The organism is Yinghuangia sp. YIM S10712 (assembly GCF_051388935.1).
Classification (GTDB): Bacteria; Actinomycetota; Actinomycetes; order Streptomycetales; family Streptomycetaceae; genus Yinghuangia.
The window spans coordinates 497,468-514,188 of the sequence record NZ_JBPKBI010000001.1 but is presented as its reverse complement, the minus strand read 5'-3'; the positions used below and the strand labels follow the sequence as shown (position 1 = coordinate 514,188).

12 protein-coding genes and 1 pseudogene are annotated in these 16,721 nt (G+C 71.0%); 7 read left to right on the top strand and 6 right to left on the bottom strand.

Annotated elements, in window-relative coordinates; all coding sequences use genetic code 11:
* The first annotated feature begins 165 nt into the window (after window positions 1-165).
* The 4 genes from narJ to ACRX5W_RS02410 all read left to right on the top strand — a co-directional run bounded on the left by narJ (window position 166) and on the right by ACRX5W_RS02410 (window position 4,381).
* Window positions 166-777: a nitrate reductase molybdenum cofactor assembly chaperone gene (narJ, locus tag ACRX5W_RS02425; RefSeq protein ID WP_436786195.1), complete on the top strand. Its 612-nt coding sequence runs from the start codon at window positions 166-168 to the stop codon at window positions 775-777.
* The gene (gene narI, locus ACRX5W_RS02420; protein ID WP_436786194.1) at window positions 774-1,544 is read left to right on the top strand and encodes a respiratory nitrate reductase subunit gamma; all 771 of its coding nucleotides are present in this window, start codon (window positions 774-776) and stop codon (window positions 1,542-1,544) included. The genes narJ and narI overlap by 4 nt, the downstream gene beginning before the upstream one ends.
* A 422-nt stretch (window positions 1,545-1,966) precedes the next feature.
* Window positions 1,967-3,469: a hypothetical protein gene (locus ACRX5W_RS02415; protein ID WP_436786193.1), complete on the top strand. Its 1,503-nt coding sequence runs from the start codon at window positions 1,967-1,969 to the stop codon at window positions 3,467-3,469.
* A gap of 150 nt (window positions 3,470-3,619) precedes the next feature.
* Window positions 3,620-4,381, top strand: a complete 762-nt coding sequence (locus ACRX5W_RS02410; RefSeq protein ID WP_436786192.1) for an SDR family NAD(P)-dependent oxidoreductase — start codon at window positions 3,620-3,622, stop codon at window positions 4,379-4,381.
* A 36-nt stretch (window positions 4,382-4,417) separates the two neighbouring features.
* Here ACRX5W_RS02410 and pdxH read toward each other — a convergent pair whose 3' ends face one another.
* Window positions 4,418-5,065 carry a pyridoxamine 5'-phosphate oxidase gene (gene pdxH / locus ACRX5W_RS02405; RefSeq protein ID WP_436786763.1) on the bottom strand — a complete coding sequence of 216 codons (648 nt, stop codon included), beginning with the start codon at window positions 5,063-5,065 and terminating at the stop codon, window positions 4,418-4,420.
* 416 nt (window positions 5,066-5,481) lie between these two features.
* On the opposite strand from pdxH, the gene ACRX5W_RS02400 reads away from it, so the two are divergent.
* Window positions 5,482-6,591 (top strand): citrate synthase 2, encoded by a 1,110-nt coding sequence (locus tag ACRX5W_RS02400; protein ID WP_436786191.1) that lies wholly within the window; start codon window positions 5,482-5,484, stop codon window positions 6,589-6,591.
* 1,109 nt (window positions 6,592-7,700) lie between these two features.
* Window positions 7,701-8,567, top strand: a complete 867-nt coding sequence (locus ACRX5W_RS02395) for a putative protein N(5)-glutamine methyltransferase (RefSeq protein WP_436786190.1) — start codon at window positions 7,701-7,703, stop codon at window positions 8,565-8,567.
* A 24-nt stretch (window positions 8,568-8,591) separates the two neighbouring features.
* On the opposite strand, the gene ACRX5W_RS02390 is transcribed toward ACRX5W_RS02395, so the two are convergent.
* Window positions 8,592-11,507 (bottom strand): FAD-binding and (Fe-S)-binding domain-containing protein, encoded by a 2,916-nt coding sequence (locus tag ACRX5W_RS02390; protein ID WP_436786189.1) that lies wholly within the window; start codon window positions 11,505-11,507, stop codon window positions 8,592-8,594.
* 335 nt (window positions 11,508-11,842) lie between these two features.
* Between ACRX5W_RS02390 and serC the strand changes: the two genes are divergently transcribed.
* The gene (serC, locus tag ACRX5W_RS02385) at window positions 11,843-12,964 is read left to right on the top strand and encodes a phosphoserine transaminase (RefSeq protein ID WP_436786188.1); all 1,122 of its coding nucleotides are present in this window, start codon (window positions 11,843-11,845) and stop codon (window positions 12,962-12,964) included.
* A gap of 165 nt (window positions 12,965-13,129) precedes the next feature.
* On the opposite strand, the gene ACRX5W_RS02380 is transcribed toward serC, so the two are convergent.
* The 4 genes and pseudogenes from ACRX5W_RS02380 to ACRX5W_RS02365 all read right to left on the bottom strand — a co-directional run.
* On the bottom strand, window positions 13,130-14,173 hold the full coding sequence (locus ACRX5W_RS02380) for a hypothetical protein (RefSeq protein ID WP_436786187.1): 1,044 nt from the start codon (window positions 14,171-14,173) through the stop codon (window positions 13,130-13,132).
* Window positions 14,174-14,270: 97 nt separating this feature from the next.
* Window positions 14,271-15,230 (bottom strand): hypothetical protein, encoded by a 960-nt coding sequence (locus ACRX5W_RS02375; protein WP_436786186.1) that lies wholly within the window; start codon window positions 15,228-15,230, stop codon window positions 14,271-14,273.
* Window positions 15,231-15,264: 34 nt separating this feature from the next.
* A complete protein-coding gene (locus tag ACRX5W_RS02370; RefSeq protein WP_436786185.1) occupies window positions 15,265-15,771 on the bottom strand; it encodes a SigE family RNA polymerase sigma factor in 507 nt (168 codons plus the stop codon).
* A 558-nt stretch (window positions 15,772-16,329) separates the two neighbouring features.
* Window positions 16,330-16,721: pseudogene (locus ACRX5W_RS02365) on the bottom strand (hypothetical protein); the annotation flags it as partial.

Sequence of the window (16,721 nt, the reverse complement as noted above, 5' to 3'; positions counted from 1 at the left end):
CCAAGCGAGCCGGGCGGGCCGGAGGGTTCAGGCAGTCCCGGCGGTCCGAGTGGTCCCGGTGGTCTCGGAAAGCTGCGTGGTCCGGGCAGGCGGGGCGGGCTGCGCTTCCGGCGTAAGCCGCGCGAGGACCGCGCCGACGACACCTCGTGGCGCCACGCGTGGCAGGTGCAATCACTGCTTCTCGCCTACCCCGACGAGCGGTTCCATGCCGAACTGCCGCTGGTACGGCGCGCCGCCGCCGCGTTCCCCGACCCCGTCGGCGCTCCCCTGCTGCGCTTCGCGGACCATGCCGAGCAGGCCCCCCGCACGGTCCTCGCCGCCGACTACGTCGCGACGTTCGACCACCGCAAACGCTGCTGCCTGTTCCTCACCTACTACGCGCACGGCGACACACGGAAGCGCGGCGTCGCCTTGTTGCGCCTCAAGCAGGCGTACGCCCGCGCGGGCTGGCGACTCGGCGACGACGAGCTTTCCGACCACCTCGCCGTCGTCCTCGAATTCGCCGCCGCCGCCGACGACGCGCACATCCTCGTCGAACACCGCGCCGGACTGGAACTGCTGCGCATCGCGCTGCGGGACTCGGGCTCACCCTGGGCGGACGTCCTCGCGTCGGTCTCCGCCACACTGCCGGCGCTCAGCGGCGACGAGCGCACCGCCGTCGCCCGGCTCGCCGCGCAGGGACCGCCCGAGGAGCAGGTCGGACTGGCTCCCTACATCCCCACGGCCGCACCAGCAGCGGTCAGCCGCCCGCCCGGCACGCCAGGAGGTTCCCGATGACGCCCCAACCACCCCCCCAATCAACGACGTTGGCGGCGGCCGGCGGCGGGTCCACGTTCTTGTGGGTGATCCTGCCGTACCTGGTCCTGGCCACCTTCGTCCTCGGCCACATCTGGCGTTACCGCTACGACAAGTTCGGCTGGACCACGCGGTCGTCCCAGTTGTACGAGAACCGGCTGCTGCGCATCGGCAGCCCGCTGTTCCACTTCGGCATCCTCATCGTGCTGCTCGGCCACGTCGGTGGTCTGGTGATCCCCGAGTCCTGGACGGAAGCCGCCGGCGTCAGCGAACACGCGTACCACGTCGTCGCCGTCGTCCTCGGCACCATCGCCGGGGTGTGCACCCTCGGCGGCCTGGCCATCCTGATCTACCGGCGCCGCACGGTCGGCCCGGTCTTCAGCGCCACCACGCGCAACGACAAGGCGATGTACGCGCTGCTCACCACGGTCATCATCCTGGGCCTCTCGGCCACGGTCGCCGCGAACCTGGTCGGCGGCGGCTACAACTACCGCGAGACCATCTCCCCGTGGTTCCGCGGCATCTTCTACGCCGACCCCGACCCCGAACTGATGGCCGACGCACCCGTGCTGTTCAAACTGCACGCGCTGAGTGCCCTCGCCCTGTTCGCTTTCTGGCCGTTCACCCGCCTGGTCCACATGCTCACGGCACCGCTCGGCTATCTGACACGTCCGTACATCGTCTACCGCAGCCGAGACGACCAACTCGGCGCCCGCGCGCCCCGGCGGGGGTGGGAACGCGTGGGCTGAACAAACCGCCGATGGCTTGCCGCCGCTTCCCGGTGGACGGCGGCAGCCGCCGGGCCGCGGGCGAACGCCCCGCCGGCCACCGAGACATGCCCGCTGCCGACGACCGACATCGCGAATCTCGACTTTGTACTTCGATGTTCGTACCGCGCAACCTGTCGCCCACGATTCGCGATGCCGCCGCGGCCATGCCACCGCAGCCGCCCACCGCCCCGTCACGTTGAGCACGGGCCGATCGACTCATGACGGCCACTGGCCCCCCGGATGTGGCATGCGCCTCACCACGTGTGCCGTCCACGCACTCCCAAGGCCGTTGCGCGCCGCGACACCTGTCGGTTTCCGATCCACAGACCGCGTGTACCGGATGGCGGATACGCGCGTCATCGACTGATTATGGTCAAGATCGGTTCTTGGGCAGGAGTCTCGTGGCGAGCGGTGGCGGGCGCCTGGCGCGGGTGTTCGCCTCCATGCCCCTGGTCACCGACCGGGTGCGCAACTACGCCACCCACCAAGCCCTCCGCCATGCCACGACGCATGAGGACGTTCGGCGGATCTTCGGCGCCGGGCTCAACGAGGCCACCAGGCGCACGGTCCATCTGGACATGGACGACCGGGTGGATCTGTACGCGGCGAAGCAGATCGCCATGAACACGCTGGTCATGCTGCGCCACTATCGCGTGACCGATCTCCGTGAAGTCACGATCAGCGACTTCGGCGAACTCTCCAGAACCGGGGACGCCGGCACTCTCACCAGCGGGACTCCCGGCGCGGTGTATCCCAACGCCAGGAGTGTCCGGGAGCGCACCGGCGAGAACGGCTCCAAGCTTTGGTTCAACTCCCGCCTCTTCAGCACCGAAGCCGGGGACTCCCATGCAAGCTGGCTGGCCCAAGCCGCGAAAGAAGGGGCGGCCAACCGATCCAGTCGGCTCGGAGTGGCGGCAGTTGTCGCCCATGAGATCGGTCACCTGATCGGCAATGCCGCCCGGCGATCGGCTGCGGAACGCGGGAAGGACGGCTCACTCGCGCGCGAAGTGATCCGTCAAGTAGCGCACACCTCAGAATCCCATGCGATCCAGAACGACGTCGCGGCAAGATACAAGGCCGATTTCAATTTCTTCAGCAAAGCACCGGACAACGAAGTCCTGAAGTGGCACCGGAAGAATTTGGAGAAGGCCGGCAACCCGGAAGACGTCGCCGCCGACCCCTCGGCCGCCGACGTCCGAGCGGAGCAGCTTGCCGGCCTGCCGGGCAAGTACTACGGGCCGACAGCGATGAACGAGCTCAGCAAGGCTCTCGTCCACAGGCACTCGGGGCCGTACGCCGCCGAGAATCAGTTCGAGCAGGAAGCCGAAGGCATCATGGCCGTCGTCGTGGACGGCCCACGCGCGGATGCGGCAAGCAGAGCGACTCACGCCTTTGTGATGCAGAATCTGGGGCGTCCCGCGAACGACCGGCCGAAGGACTTCCACAAATACAACGAACGCATCGTGGTGGACAACCGTGCGCAAAAGGCGGCCGAAAACGCGACGAGGCAGCGCGCGAACGCGGCCCGACCAGGCAATCCGTGGCTGAGCGCAAGCCCTGCGACCTTCGCCGCAACGGGCCATCCTCCGCGAATCCCGCCGATGCCGGTCCATCCGCCCGACGTACACCTCACCCGGCAGCAGGGCCACGCCCAAGCTCCGCCGCAGCAGTCGCTCACGCCTGATGCGGCGCCGACACCCCGCAAACTGCCGGGGCAGGCCGCAGCAACAGCCGGGCTCCAACCAGTGCGCCCCGTGACCGCGGCACCGGCGCCCCAAAGGCCCACCGAACCCGGTATGCCGGGGATAGGCCAGGACGTCGTGCTCGCACCTCGCGGCGGGAATCACAAACACGCTGCCCAGCAGCGCTCGCTGCTCGGCCCGGGCGGCGGCGTGCGCCCTTGAACCAAACGCGGATGAACCAACCGGGTCGCCCGGGTCGCCCCCGCACTTCCTGTCACGGCCGCGGCGGAGTGGAACCGGACGTACAGCCGAGGTCGACACGGTCCTCATGCCCGAAGAATCCGCGGGCGGTTGACGCGGTAGCGTGCGCGGGTGAGCGATGAGCGACGCGTTGCTGTTGTCACCGGCGCGAGCAGCGGAATCGGGGCCGCCAGTGCGCGCGGCTTGGCCGCGGCCGGGTTCCATGTGGTGCTGAGTGCGCGACGGGCCGAGCGGATCGAGGCGATCGCCGCCGAGCTGCGCGCCGCCGGGCAGTCGGCCGCCGCGTACCCGCTGGACGTCACCGACCGTGCCGCGGTCAACGCCTTCGCCGCCTCGCTGCCGCGTTGCGACGTGCTCGTCGCCAACGCGGGAGGCGCGCTCGGCACCGAACCGATCGCGACGGGCGATCCTGAGGACTGGCTGTCGATGTACCAGGTCAACGTGCTCGGCACGCTGCACACGACGCAGGCACTGCTGCCTGCGCTCGTGGCGAGCGGTGCGGGCACGGTGGTGGTGATGTCGTCGACGGCCGGGCACCAGGCGTACGAAGGCGGCGGCGGGTACGTCGCGGCCAAGCACGGCACCCACGCCATCGCCGCGACGCTGCGGCTGGAACTGAGCGGCCGACCGGTCCGGGTGATCGAGGTCGCGCCCGGCATGGTCAAGACCGACGAATTCGCGGTCAACCGCATGCGCGGCGACGTACAGAAGGCGGCCGAGGTGTACGCGGGCGTCGCCGAGCCGCTGACCGCCGAGGACGTCGCGGACGCGGTGGTCTGGACGATCACCCGCCCCCGGCACGTCAACGTGGACCTGATGGTCCTGCGCCCACTCGCCCAGGCGGCGCAGCACAAGGTGCACCGCGAGCATTAGCGGGCCGTGCGCCCGGTCGTTCCCGTGACGGATCCGTCAGGGGCTCAGGCGGTCCACGGTCCAGATGGTCTCGTCGCCGGCCGGGCCGGGCTCGCGCCGGTAGCGCAGGCGGTCGTGGAGGCGGTTCTCCCGGCCCTGCCAGAACTCGATGGTGTCCGGCACGACGCGGAAGCCGCCCCAGAACGGCGGCACCGGCACGTCCGCGTCCTCCGGGAAGCGCGCCTCGGCCTCGGCGTACCTCTTGTCCAAATCCTCGCGCGAGCGGATCACGCTCGACTGCTCGCTCGCCCAGGCGCCGATGCGGGAGCCGTACGGCCGGGAGCGGAAGTAGGCGGCGGTGCGGGCCTCGGGCACGCGCTCGGCGGTGCCGGTGACGATGACCTGGCGGTCGAGCGCGTGCCAGGGGAACAGCAGGCTCACCGCCGGGTTGGCGGTGATTTCGCGGCCTTTGCGTGACTCGAAGTTGGTGTAGAAGACGAAACCGTCCTCGCCGTACTCCTTGAGCAGGACCGTGCGCGCACTGGGCCGGCCGTCGGGGGTCGCGGTCGCCACGATCATCGCGTTGGGCTCCGGCAGGTCGGCCGCGACGACCTCGGCGAGCCAGTGGCGGAACAACGCGTACGGCGCCGGGGGGAGGGCGGCTTCGTCGATGCCCTCGTTGCGGTATTGGCGGCGCATGGCCATGAGGTCGTTGAGGTCCACGGTTCCTTGTTAGCACTCCGCCCCGATACCGACCGAAACCGGCAGGCACAGAGCCCGAACGGGTGAATTGATTGGTGCGTATCGAGGCGTTCACCTGCTCCGGTGTGCCGGAGTTCACGCTCCCGTCAACCCGCACGCCTAGGACATCTCGATATCGAGAGATATTGTGGCGTCTCGACAACCGTCGCTTACGACCACACCGGTGAAGCCACAACGACAGCGTTTCGCCCGACCCGCCGATCCATACCCCGGAGCGGTATCCGCGAGCCCGCGCAGGAACGATCTTGCGCCGAGTTTTCGGGCTTCTCCAGGGGAAGACAGGTTGTGGAGACGCGGGGTATGAAGGACCCGACCAAAAGTCACCACAAGTCAGTCGAGACCGCATGAGGAGCCGCCTGATGTCCGACTTCGTACCGGGACTCGAAGGAGTCATAGCGTTCGAGACGGAGATCGCCGAACCCGACAAGGAGGGCGGCGCGCTCCGCTACCGCGGCGTCGACATCGAGGACCTCGTCGGTCGTGTCTCCTTCGGCAACGTCTGGGGGCTCCTGGTCGACGGCGCCTTCAACCCCGGCCTCCCGCCCGCGGAGTCCTTCCCGATCCCCATTCACTCGGGCGACGTCCGCGTGGACGTGCAGAGCGCGCTGGCCATGCTCGCCCCGGTGTGGGGATTGAAACCGCTGCACGACATCGACGACGTGCAGGCGCGTGACGACCTGGCCCGGGCGGCGGTCATGGCGCTGTCGTACGTCGCCCAGTCGGCGCGTGGTCTCGACAAGCCGATGGTGCCGCAGCGCGAGGTCGACAAGGCCGAGACGATCGTCGAGCGCTTCATGATCCGCTGGCGCGGCGAGCCGGACCCGAAGCACGTCAAGGCCGTCGACGCGTATTGGACCTCGGCCGCCGAGCACGGCATGAACGCCTCGACGTTCACGGCGCGTGTGATCGCGGGCACCGGCGCCGACGTGGCGGCGTGTCTTTCCGGCGCGGTCGGCGCGATGTCCGGACCGCTGCACGGCGGTGCCCCCTCGCGGGTGCTGCACATGATCGAGGAGATCGAGCGGACGGGCGACGCCACGGCGTACGTCAAGGGTGTCCTGGACCGGGGCGACCGGCTGATGGGCTTCGGGCACCGCGTCTACCGGGCGGAGGATCCTCGGGCGCGCGTGCTTCGGCGTACCGCGAAGGAGCTCGGCGCGCCGCGCTACGAGGTGGCCGCGGCGCTGGAGAAGGCGGCGCTCGAAGAGCTGCACGCCCGCCGCCCGGACCGCGTGCTGGCCACCAACGTCGAGTTCTGGGCCGCGGTGATGCTGGACTTCGCCGAGGTCCCGGCCAACATGTTCACCTCGATGTTCACCTGCGCGCGCACGGCAGGCTGGAGCGCGCACATCCTGGAGCACAAGCGCACGTCGCGGCTGGTCCGCCCGTCGGCGCGCTACATCGGACCGGGCTCACGCCCGGTCTCCGAGGTGGCGGGGTACGACGAGACGGTGTCGGTGCTGGGGTAGGCCGCGGCCGAGGACCGGGAACCTCGGCGTTCGCATCCGCAACCCCGCCGACCGGTCCGCTTTTCTCGGCCCGCCCGGCCTTCGGACGGCCCGCCTTGCAGCACGAGGCGGGCCGTTGCCGTGCGTGCGGCGGTCGCGGACCTGCGAAGGCGGGGCGACGGCGGACTCTGTTGTACGTCACGGCGGTTGCCGACACGGTCCGGACAGCCGACCGCCCTCCCTGGCAGGCGGGAGGGCGGTGCCGGCCGGGGTGACAGGCCGCGGCCGGTGGAGCTGTGAGTCGCCCGGCTCGCGGTCGGACGCTCTTGGTGCCTCCTGACCGACCTGCACTTCCGTCCGCGTGGCTCGCGGTTCGGTGGCGTCGGGTCGATCCGGATTCAGACGGAAGAATACTCATCTGTCCCGAGTTGACTGGATAACTCCGTCTTCGTCGGCGCGTTCGCCGGGGAACTCGCCGACCGTGACGCCTGGTTGGCTCTTGACAGGCCCCCCGCCGAGGCTTAACTACCCTTGTATATATCGGACATCAGTCACTATTAGTGTCAGAACCACATCTATCCGTCAAGTTCCGCTCACCGGTTCGCCGTACGCGCCCATGGATGCCCATCGCCCCACGGAGCAAACCGGGCGATCCATCCTCAATCGGGGTCTGAGAAACGGCCGTACGCCGCAATCAATCAGATTGTCGGCGCAACCGTGCGAGTGTTCCCGCTCATCTTGGTTCACGCGGAACGGCCATGCGAACTCCTGTGCGGCTATGGCTAGTTGCTGCCGTTTGATGATGTTTTGTCATGATACTGAGCCTGTATCGGCGCGTGCTCGGATTCCGGTGCGGACACACGCGGCGTCCGACCTCGGACCATCAGCCGCGCGGCGCACGGCATCGGGGCTGGGATAGGGTGGCCGCAGGAAGAGATCGACCCGGGGACCGGCCGCATCCGGTCGACGAGTCGGTCATCGGAGCTCCCACGAGCTCCTGGATCGTGATGGAACGAGGAGGTGAGACCCATTACCGCTCAGGCAGTCCGGGTGCTCTCGCCTCGTCAACGGCCGGTCCGCGCGCACGCGTAGGACCGGGAGAGCGCCCTTCGGCATTCCGAAAGGCCCTCATGTCGGTCACACCGCCGTCCTCGTCGCCGATTCCTTCCACAGCGCAGGCCTTCGAAGCCGCGCCCTTCGCGCCTCCCCCACCCTTTCCGGTGGCCAAGCCCGACGTCGTGGCCGCCCTGCGCGCGGCAGGTTGCGTCTTCGCCGAGGATGAGGCGCAACTGCTCACGGCGAGCGCGCGTACCCCGTCCGAGCTCGCCGCGATGGTCGAGCGGCGCGCCGCCGGGCATCCACTCGAACACGTCGTGGGTTGGGCCGAGTTCTGCGGCCTCCGGATCACGGTCGACCCCGGTGTCTTCGTGCCGCGCCGCCGCACGGAATTCCTCGTCCGGCGGGCCGCAGCGCTGTGCCGGCCCCTCCGTGCCCCGGTCGTCGTCGACCTGTGCTGCGGCTCGGGAGCGGTCGCGGCGGCACTCGCCGCGACGCTGGGCGGCGCCAAGGTGCACGCCGCCGACATCGACCCGGCCGCCGTACGCTGCGCGCGGCGCAACCTCGTCCCGCCGCGCGCGCACGTCCACGAGGGCGATCTCTACGCCGCGTTGCCGAGCCGACTACGCGGCCACATCGACGTGTTGGTGGCCAACGCGCCGTATGTGCCGACCGCCGCGATCGGTCTGCTGCCGACGGAAGCCCGCGAGCACGAACCACTCGTCGCCCTCGACGGCGGGACCGATGGCCTCGACGTCCAAAGAAGCGTCGCCCGCTCGGCAGCCGACTGGCTGGTCCCCGGCGGGCACCTGCTCGTCGAGACGAGCCGACGCCAAGCTCCTTCCAGCGCCCAGGCGTTCGCGGACGGCGGGTTGTGTGTCGAGGTCGCCCAATGCGAAGAACTCGACGCGACCGTGGTCATCGGCACGCGAACACGGTGACGTGACACGGCCCGTGCCGAGCCGTCACCGCTCCCGGTCCGGCGCGGCCGGCGGGTCAGGCAGGGCCTCGGCAAGCACTTCGGCGAGGTGGCGCGGGCGGTGGGCGGACAGTTGCGTGATCTGTGTACGGCAACTGAACCCGTCCGCCAGCACGACCGCTTCGTCCGGCGCCGAGCCGAGAGCCGGCAGCAGCCGTTCCTGTGCGATGCGCGCGGACACCGCGAAGTGGCCTTGCTCGTAACCGAAGTTGCCGGCCAGGCCACAGCAGCCGCCGGTGAGTTCTCCGGTGAGTCCGGCCTTCGCGCGCAGGCGGCGATCGGCGGTGTCGCCGAGCACCGCGTGCTGGTGGCAGTGCAGTTGGCCGACGACGGGGCGATCGACGGCCGGAGGCTGCCAATCCGGAGCGAGTTCGTCGAGGGCCTCGGCGAAAGTCCTGACAACGCCCGGCAGTTGCCTGGCCTCCCGGCCCAGGAGTTCGGGTACGTCGCTGCGCAACGCCGCGGTGCAGGAGGGCTCCAGGCCGACGACGGGAATTCCGGCGTCGATCGCCGGGCGCAGCGTCGCGAGCGTGCGGCGCATGACCCGTCGGGCGGCGTCGAGGCGGCCGGTGGAGACCCGCGTCAGGCCGCAGCACACCGGGCCCGGCGGCACGACGACGGTCAACCCGGCGTCTTCGAGCACACGGACGGCCGACCACGCGGTCTCCGGCGCGAAGTGGTCGGTGAAGGTGTCGGGGAACAGGACCACCCGTGGCCTGCCGTCACCGAGTCGGTCCCGCCTGAGGTCCGCCGGTCGCCGCATGCGCCACGCACGCGTGAACGGCTCGCGGGCGAACGCCGGGAGAGCGGCGCGTCCGGGGTCCAGACCCGCGGCGCGCAGGGCGGCGCGGGCCACCGGCGGACGGGCGCCGGCGGCGTTGAGAAGGGAGGCGAAAGCGGGGACCGAGGTTGCGGCGCGCGCCCAGAGTGGGAGGGCGCCCAGTGCGTAGTGGGCGCGCGGGCGCACGCGCCCGGCATAGTGGTGGTGCAGGAACTCGGCCTTGTACGTGGCCATGTCGACGCCGACCGGGCAGTCACTGCGGCAGCCCTTGCAGGACAGGCACAGGTCGAGAGCGTCGCGCACCTCCTCCGACCGCCAGCCGTCGCTCACGACGTCGCCGATCAGCATCTCGTGGAGGAGGCGTGCGCGTCCGCGCGTGGAGTCCTTCTCGTCACCCGTCGCGCGGAACGACGGACACATGACGGCGCCCGATGAAGTCTCCGTCGTCTCACGGCACTTGCCGACCCCCACGCAGCGGCGCACGGCGGCGGCGAAGTCACCGTGGTCGTTCGGGTAACCGAATGTGACCGGCACCGGGGTGCGCGGCAGACCGGCGAAGCGCAGGGCGGCGTCGACGGGGTGCGGCCGTACGAGAACGCCCGGGTTCAGCAGGCCCGCCGGGTCCCACGCGTCCTTGAACCTGCCGAACAGGCCGACGATTTCGGAGCCGTACATGCGCGGCAGGTACTCCGCGCGGGCCTGGCCGTCGCCGTGCTCGCCGGACAGCGAGCCCCCGTGTGCGATCACCAGCTCGGCGAGCTCGGAGGAGAATCCGCGGAACGACGCGATGCCGCCCGGGCTGAGCAGGTCGAAGTCGAAGCGGATATGCACACAGCCTTCGCCGAAGTGCCCGTACGGCAGCCCCCGCAGCCCGAACCTGCCCATCAGGGTGTGGAGTTCGCGCAGGTAGGAGGCGAGCCGGGCGGGTGGCACAGCGGTGTCCTCCCACCCCGGCCACGCCTCGGTGCCGTCGCCGAGCCGGGTCGCGGTGCCGGCCGCCTCCTCGCGGATCCGCCACAGGGCGCGCTGCTCGGCGGCGTCCACGGCCACCCGGAACGCGCCGGGCGCGAGGCCCAGCTCGCGCGCGACGGCGTACGCCCGCGCGGCGGCCTCGTCGGAAGTGTCACCGCCGGTCTCGACGAACAGCCAGGCGCCGCCGCCGGGAAGCCGGACACCCGGCGCGGACCGGGCGAGCGCGGCGAGTTCGGCGCTCAGGCTCTCGACGGTGAGCGGTCCGTACGGCAGCAGCGCGGGAGCGACCTCGGCCGCCGCAATGTCGTCGGCGAACCCGAGCACCGCGAGGGCGCGGGCCCGCGGCGCGGCGACCAGCCGCACGCCGGCGCGCAGGATGACCGCGCACGTGCCCTCGCTCCCGACGAGCGCCCCCACCAGATCGCGGCCCTGCTCGGGCAGCAGCCGGTCGAGCGCGTACCCCGAACCCCGGCGTGGCAGCTGCGGAAAACCGCGCCGCAGCAAGGCGAGGTTGTCGTCGGCCAAAGCGTGCAGGTCCGCCCGGATCCGCTCCGCGCCGACCTCGGACCCCACGGCGGGTGCCGCCCCCTCGCCCACCCGCAGCCGCACGCCGTCCGAGGTCAGCACCTCCAGCCACGCGACGTTGGCCGACGTGCGCCCCCACGCGACGGAATGCGCGCCGCACGCGTCGTTGCCGATCATGCCGCCGAGCGTGCAACGGCTGTGCGTGGACGGATCGGGACCGAAGGTCAACCCGAAAGGGGCCGCGGCGGAACGCAGTTGGTCGAGCACGACACCCGGCTCGACCACGGCCACGCGTGCGTCCGGGTCGATGTCGTGGATCCGCGTCAGGTGCCGGGACGTATCGAGGACGATGCCGTTGCCCGTGGCCTGCCCGGAAATGCTGGTGCCGCCGCCGCGCACGGTCATGGGCGCACGATGCTCGTGGCAGACCGCGACCGCGGCGACCAGGTCCTCCACATCGCGGGGCGCCACCACGCCGGGCGGTACGTGCCGGTAATTCGACGCGTCCATGGAATGCAGCGCCCGGGTCTGCGCGTCGAAGTGCACGCCCCCGCGCACCCGCGAACGCAAAGCCCGCGCCAACGAGCCGTCCCGCACCGCCGAGGCCTCAACACGATCCACCACGGCGCCAGTCTGCCGCGCCCGGTCGGCCGGGTGCGAGGAGGACGCACGCCGCAGACGCGGCAGGTCACCGAAGCCCGCCGATGAACCTGTGCGCCGACCGCGCGTGTCGCCGATGCACGTCGCCGCCCGGTCGGTCGTCCCCACAGGTGCTGCTCGCCGTCAGGGGAGAGCCCATCACCGACAAACCCGTCGACGTGCGATGATCAACCGTCGCGAACCGGCGTCGTCCGGTGCCGTCTCACCCACTGTCGCCCGCGCGACCACATCATGGTCCGGAACGTCTCACTTCGTGGATTTTGGCGTTCCCGCAACCCGGCCCGGGCTAGGCTCAACAGGTGGCCGAGATCCAGATTCCCGTAGAGCTCAAGCCCGTCGACGGCCGGTTCGGCGCGGGCCCGTCCAAGGTGCGCACGGAGGCGCTTGCCGCCCTTGCGGCGACCGGCACTTCGCTGCTCGGTACCTCCCACCGGCAGGCGCCGGTCAAGAACGTCGTGCGTCGGGTGCGCGAAGGCGTGCGCGACCTGTTCAGCCTCCCCGAGGGCTACGAGGTGGTCCTCGGCAACGGCGGTTCCACCGCGTTCTGGGACATCGCCGCGTTCGGGTTGGTGACCAGGAAGTCGCAGCACCTCTCGTTCGGCGAGTTCTCCTCCAAGTTCGCCGCCTCGACCAAGGCCGCGCCGTGGCTCGACGAGCCCAGCGTGGTCAAGTCCGAGCCCGGCACCCACCCGACCCCGGTCGCCGAGCCGGGCGTCGACGTGTACGCCTTCACCCACAACGAGACCTCGACCGGCGTCGCGATGCCCATCAAGCGCGTGCCGGGTGCCGACGGGGGCTCCCTCGTGCTCGTCGACGCGACCTCCGGCGCGGGCGGCCTGCCGGTCGACGTCCGGGAGTCCGACGTCTACTACTTCGCGCCGCAGAAGTGCTTCGCGTCCGACGGCGGCCTGTGGCTCGGGGTGTTCTCCCCGGCCGCGCTCGACCGTGCCGCGCGGATCGCCGCGACGGACCGCTACATCCCGCCGTTCTTCAGCCTGCCGACGGCCATCGACAACTCGTCGAAGGACCAGACGTACAACACCCCCGCGCTCGCGACGCTGTTCCTGCTCGCCGAGCAGCTCGACTGGCTGAACGGCCAGGGCGGCCTCGACTGGGCGGTGGCGCGCACCGCCGACTCGTCGTCGCGGCTGTACGCGTGGGCCGACAAGTCGCCGTACGCGACGCCGTTCGTCACCGACCCGGCGCAGCGGTCGCAGGTCATCGGCACGATCGACTTCGCAGAGAGCGTCGACGCCGCTGCGATCGCCAAGGTGCTGCGCGCCAACGGCATCGTCGACACCGAGCCGTACCGCAAGCTCGGCCGCAACCAGCTGCGCGTCGCGATGTTCCCGGCAGTCGAGCCGGGCGACGTCGAGGCGTTGACCGCGTGCATCGACTACGTGGTCGAGCGCCTGGGCTGACCGGCCGCCGGGCGCCGGAAGCGTCAGGAGACCAGGACACGATCAGGGGAGGGAAGCGCCGACACCCGGCGCTCCCCTCCCCTGCGTTTTGGTGCGTCATGGGCCCGTGCGTCATGGGCCGTGCGTCATCGGTCTGTGCGTCATGGGCCGTGCGCCGTGAGCCGGTCATTCGGATCTCGACTTGGAGCGCCGCCGGAACTTGAGGTAGCCGTACACCGTCAACACCATGAGGAACACCGCCAGGAACCCCGGACCGTACGCCGTCGTCTTGGGTCGGCCGCTGTCCCCCTCCTGGTCGCCGGCGCCTTTCGTCACGGGCTGACTCGCCGCCGCCTCCCGCGCCACCACCGAGTCCGGCCGGTTGGCGCCCTCCAGGACCACGCGGCGCACGCTGCTGTGGGAGCCCTCACTGCCGAACAACAGGGCCCCGCCGTCGGGGGTGAAGGCGACGGATTCGCCCTGGAGTTGCAGGGGCGTCGGGACCTCGCCGACCACCTGCCCGGGGGCGGAGAACATCGTGGCGCCGAGGTAGCCGCGCAGTACGAAGCGGCTGCCGTCGGGGGCGAACGCGCCGTCGGTCACCGTGCCGGGTGCCGCGGCCACGCGCGTGAAGATGTTGACGCCCGAGGTCGTCAACTTGGCGGGCTGCTCGTACAGGCCCCCGTCGTCCTCCTTGGTGGCGATGTAGAGCTTGTTGCGGCGCGGGTCGATCAGCAGCGCCTCGGCGTTGCGCGGGCCGTCCGCGTAGGTGACGCGGTATTTGACCGGCTCGACCGTCGCGTCCTCCAGCTGCGCAGGCTCCGGGACGCGGTAGATCCACACCTCGGGCCACGAGTTCTGGTTGTCGCCGATGTCGCCGATGAACAGCGCCGTCGTGTCGTTCGCGCCGCGGCCGAGAGCAAGCGCCTCCCAGTCGCGCGGGGTCACGCCTTGGAGCGTGAGCACCGCCTTGGTCTCGCCGTCCGAGCCGACGGCGAACAGGCGCGGCTGGTCGCCGCTGTCGTTGTGGGTCCAATAGACGCCCGGGTGCTGGAGGCTCGCGACCAGGCCGCTCGACTCGGTGATGCGGTCGTCGCGCATCGTCAGCAGCTCCGATTCCTCGCCCGCGCTCGCGGGCGCCGCCGTCAGACCCAGGGACAAGACCACCCAGACACACGCCGAAAGCACGGCAACCACTGCGGCGGTCGCTGTCGATGCCCGCAAGCTCATGCGGGAAACCCTGCCAGGAGCCGCGCGCCGACGCCGGGGTTCCGCCGTACCAAAGGACACCGGCGAAGCCCGCGAGGCCGGGCGGGTCCGACGCCGTTCACGACCCGGTGGTGGTCGCCGTCGGCGATCCGGAGGTCGGCGGCACGGACGCCGTCGAGGTGCCCGAGGCCGTCGGCAGCGGCGTCTTCGAAGGCGGTTGCGGCGACGTGGTCTGCGTGGACGTCTCGTCCGGGGCAGCCGTCTTCGTGACCGACGTCGCGGGGGTGCGCGTGGTCGCAACCGACGTCGGGCGGGTGGGAGCCATCGGCTGACCGGGCGCCGTGGTGGCGCGGCCGGCGGCAGGGGGGCCGACGACGTTCACCGTGTCGTCGACCTCGACCGCGTCGAAGAACACCTTGGCCGAGCCGTCGTCGGGGAGCCCGACCATCGGGTGATCAGAATGCGCCTCGGGGCATTCGGCGCAGGTCGGGAAGGCACCGACGTACACCATGGATTTGTCCGGCAGTTCCAGCAGCACCGCCCAGACCACCAGCATGTTGTAGGCGCCCAGCCCCGCGATCGCGGACGGCACCGGCTGCTGCTCCTGTTTCGCGGCCACGCGCAGCGTCGTCACCGAGGCGAGCACCTTGGCCGCCTGGCTGTTGACCACGCCCTGGATCTGCTGGTCGGCGCCGCCCCGATGTGTGGTCAGGGTCTGCCGCGTGATGTCGAGCGTGACCGCGTCGGCCTTGGGCGACGGCGGCGTACTCGCACTCGGCGACTGCACTGTGGGCGAAGGTGTGGGAGGCGCGGTCCGGACGGGCGCGGACGACGCGGCGTCGCTTCGCGCGGCCGAGTCGTCGCCGGGGGACGGCGTCAGCGGGCCGATGACCAGCGCCCCGGCGAGCGCCGCCGCGACGACGCCGGACCCGGCCCAGGTCGCACGCCTGCGCGTACGCCGGCGGTTGCCCCGATCGCGCACCTCGGCCGGCGACCACACCGGTACGACCGGGCCGGGCAGGTCGAGTTCGCGCAGCGCGCGGGCGAGCGCGGGGTCCTGAAGGTGCTCGTCGGACACGTCAGCCGGGGTGGTCCGATCACGAGCCGAATCATCAGGAGTGGGCACGATATTGCTCCCCCTCGCCTTCACGGTTTCCCAAGATCTTCGCGAGGGCCGCGCGACCGCGCGACAGCCTGGCCTTCACGGTGCCGGTGGGCACGTCGGCCTCGGCGGCGATCTGATCCACCGTCATGTCGCACAGGTGGTGCAGCACGATGGCCTGCCGCTGCGCCTCCGGCAACCTGCGCAGCGCGGCGACGAGCGCCGCGTGCGTCGGGTCGGGGCCGTCGACCGACTGCTCGACGTGGTTGCGGCGCAGAAGGTCCCACCCCCGGCGGGCACGGCGCCAGCGGCTGACCGCGAGCCGCCACGCGACGGTACGGATCCACGCCTCCGGCGCCTCGGCCGCGAAGAACTGCGCGCGGCGGTCCCACGCGCGCACGAAGGCCTCTTGGACGACGTCCTGGGCCTCCGAGAAGTCACCCGTCAGTGCGTAGAGCTGGTGCACGAGGCGGGAGAACGACGCGTGGTAGAACGCATCGAACTCCTCCTCGGTCATGCGGGGCCCCTCGGGATCGGCTGACCGGCCCGCATCGACCAGCGCGCGGACTTGGGCAGGCACCGGCGCGTCTGTGTCACGGGTCGGCCGCGGGGTGGTCGGCCAAAGGCCCGATGATCCCACAGTCACCTCGTCCGCCGCCGAGGTCGGCGAGGCTGTACGCGCTGCCATCCCTGTCCGCCTTCCCACCCCGCCCGGGACAGTCGCCCGGTCCGGTTTGCCGTAGTACACCCACCCCAACTACCGATGGGCGGGACGGTCGGTTGCATCACGGGCGAAAACGGCACGATCAAGCGGCTCGCGGCGGAGCCGCGACCGATGCCGGAGAGGAGAAGCACACAGGGCAAAGCGATCCGGGGAGCGCGGACGCCACATAATGGCGTGCGCACTCCCCGAATCGCCTGGGTTTCCTGAGCGGCGGTGCCCGCGTCAGCTCAGCGCGGCGCCGATGGCGACGGCGAGCAGCAGGATCACGAGCGTGGCCGAAACGATGCGGGTACGGGTACGCGGGTTCACCCGTCCAAACTAACCCCGCCGCGCGGCCGGCCGGGCACCGCGTCAGACCATCGAGCGCGCGAGACAGCGCCGGAACGCCGCCAGGACGGTGAAATCGCCGGTGCGCGAGACGACCGTGCCCGGCCGCCGCCCCCACAGATACAGCAGCAGGTCTTCCGGCTCGCCGCGCACCGCGGCGTCGGTGAAGCCCGGCAGCCGGGAGACCTCGACGGCGTCGCGGTGCAGCGTGAGTCGCCAGTTGTGGTGGTGTGCGTGCACACCCACGGTGCGTCCCACGGCGGCGTCGAAGCCCGAGGCGTCGTAGCGCAGCGGCAGGAGAACGCGCAGCGCTTCGTCGATGCCGTCGACGGCCAGGTCGACGGCGATCGGCGCGGGGGTTCCGACCGCGAGTTCGACGTCGGTGCGGTGCATCGCCGCCTCGTGGGCGAGGCGGC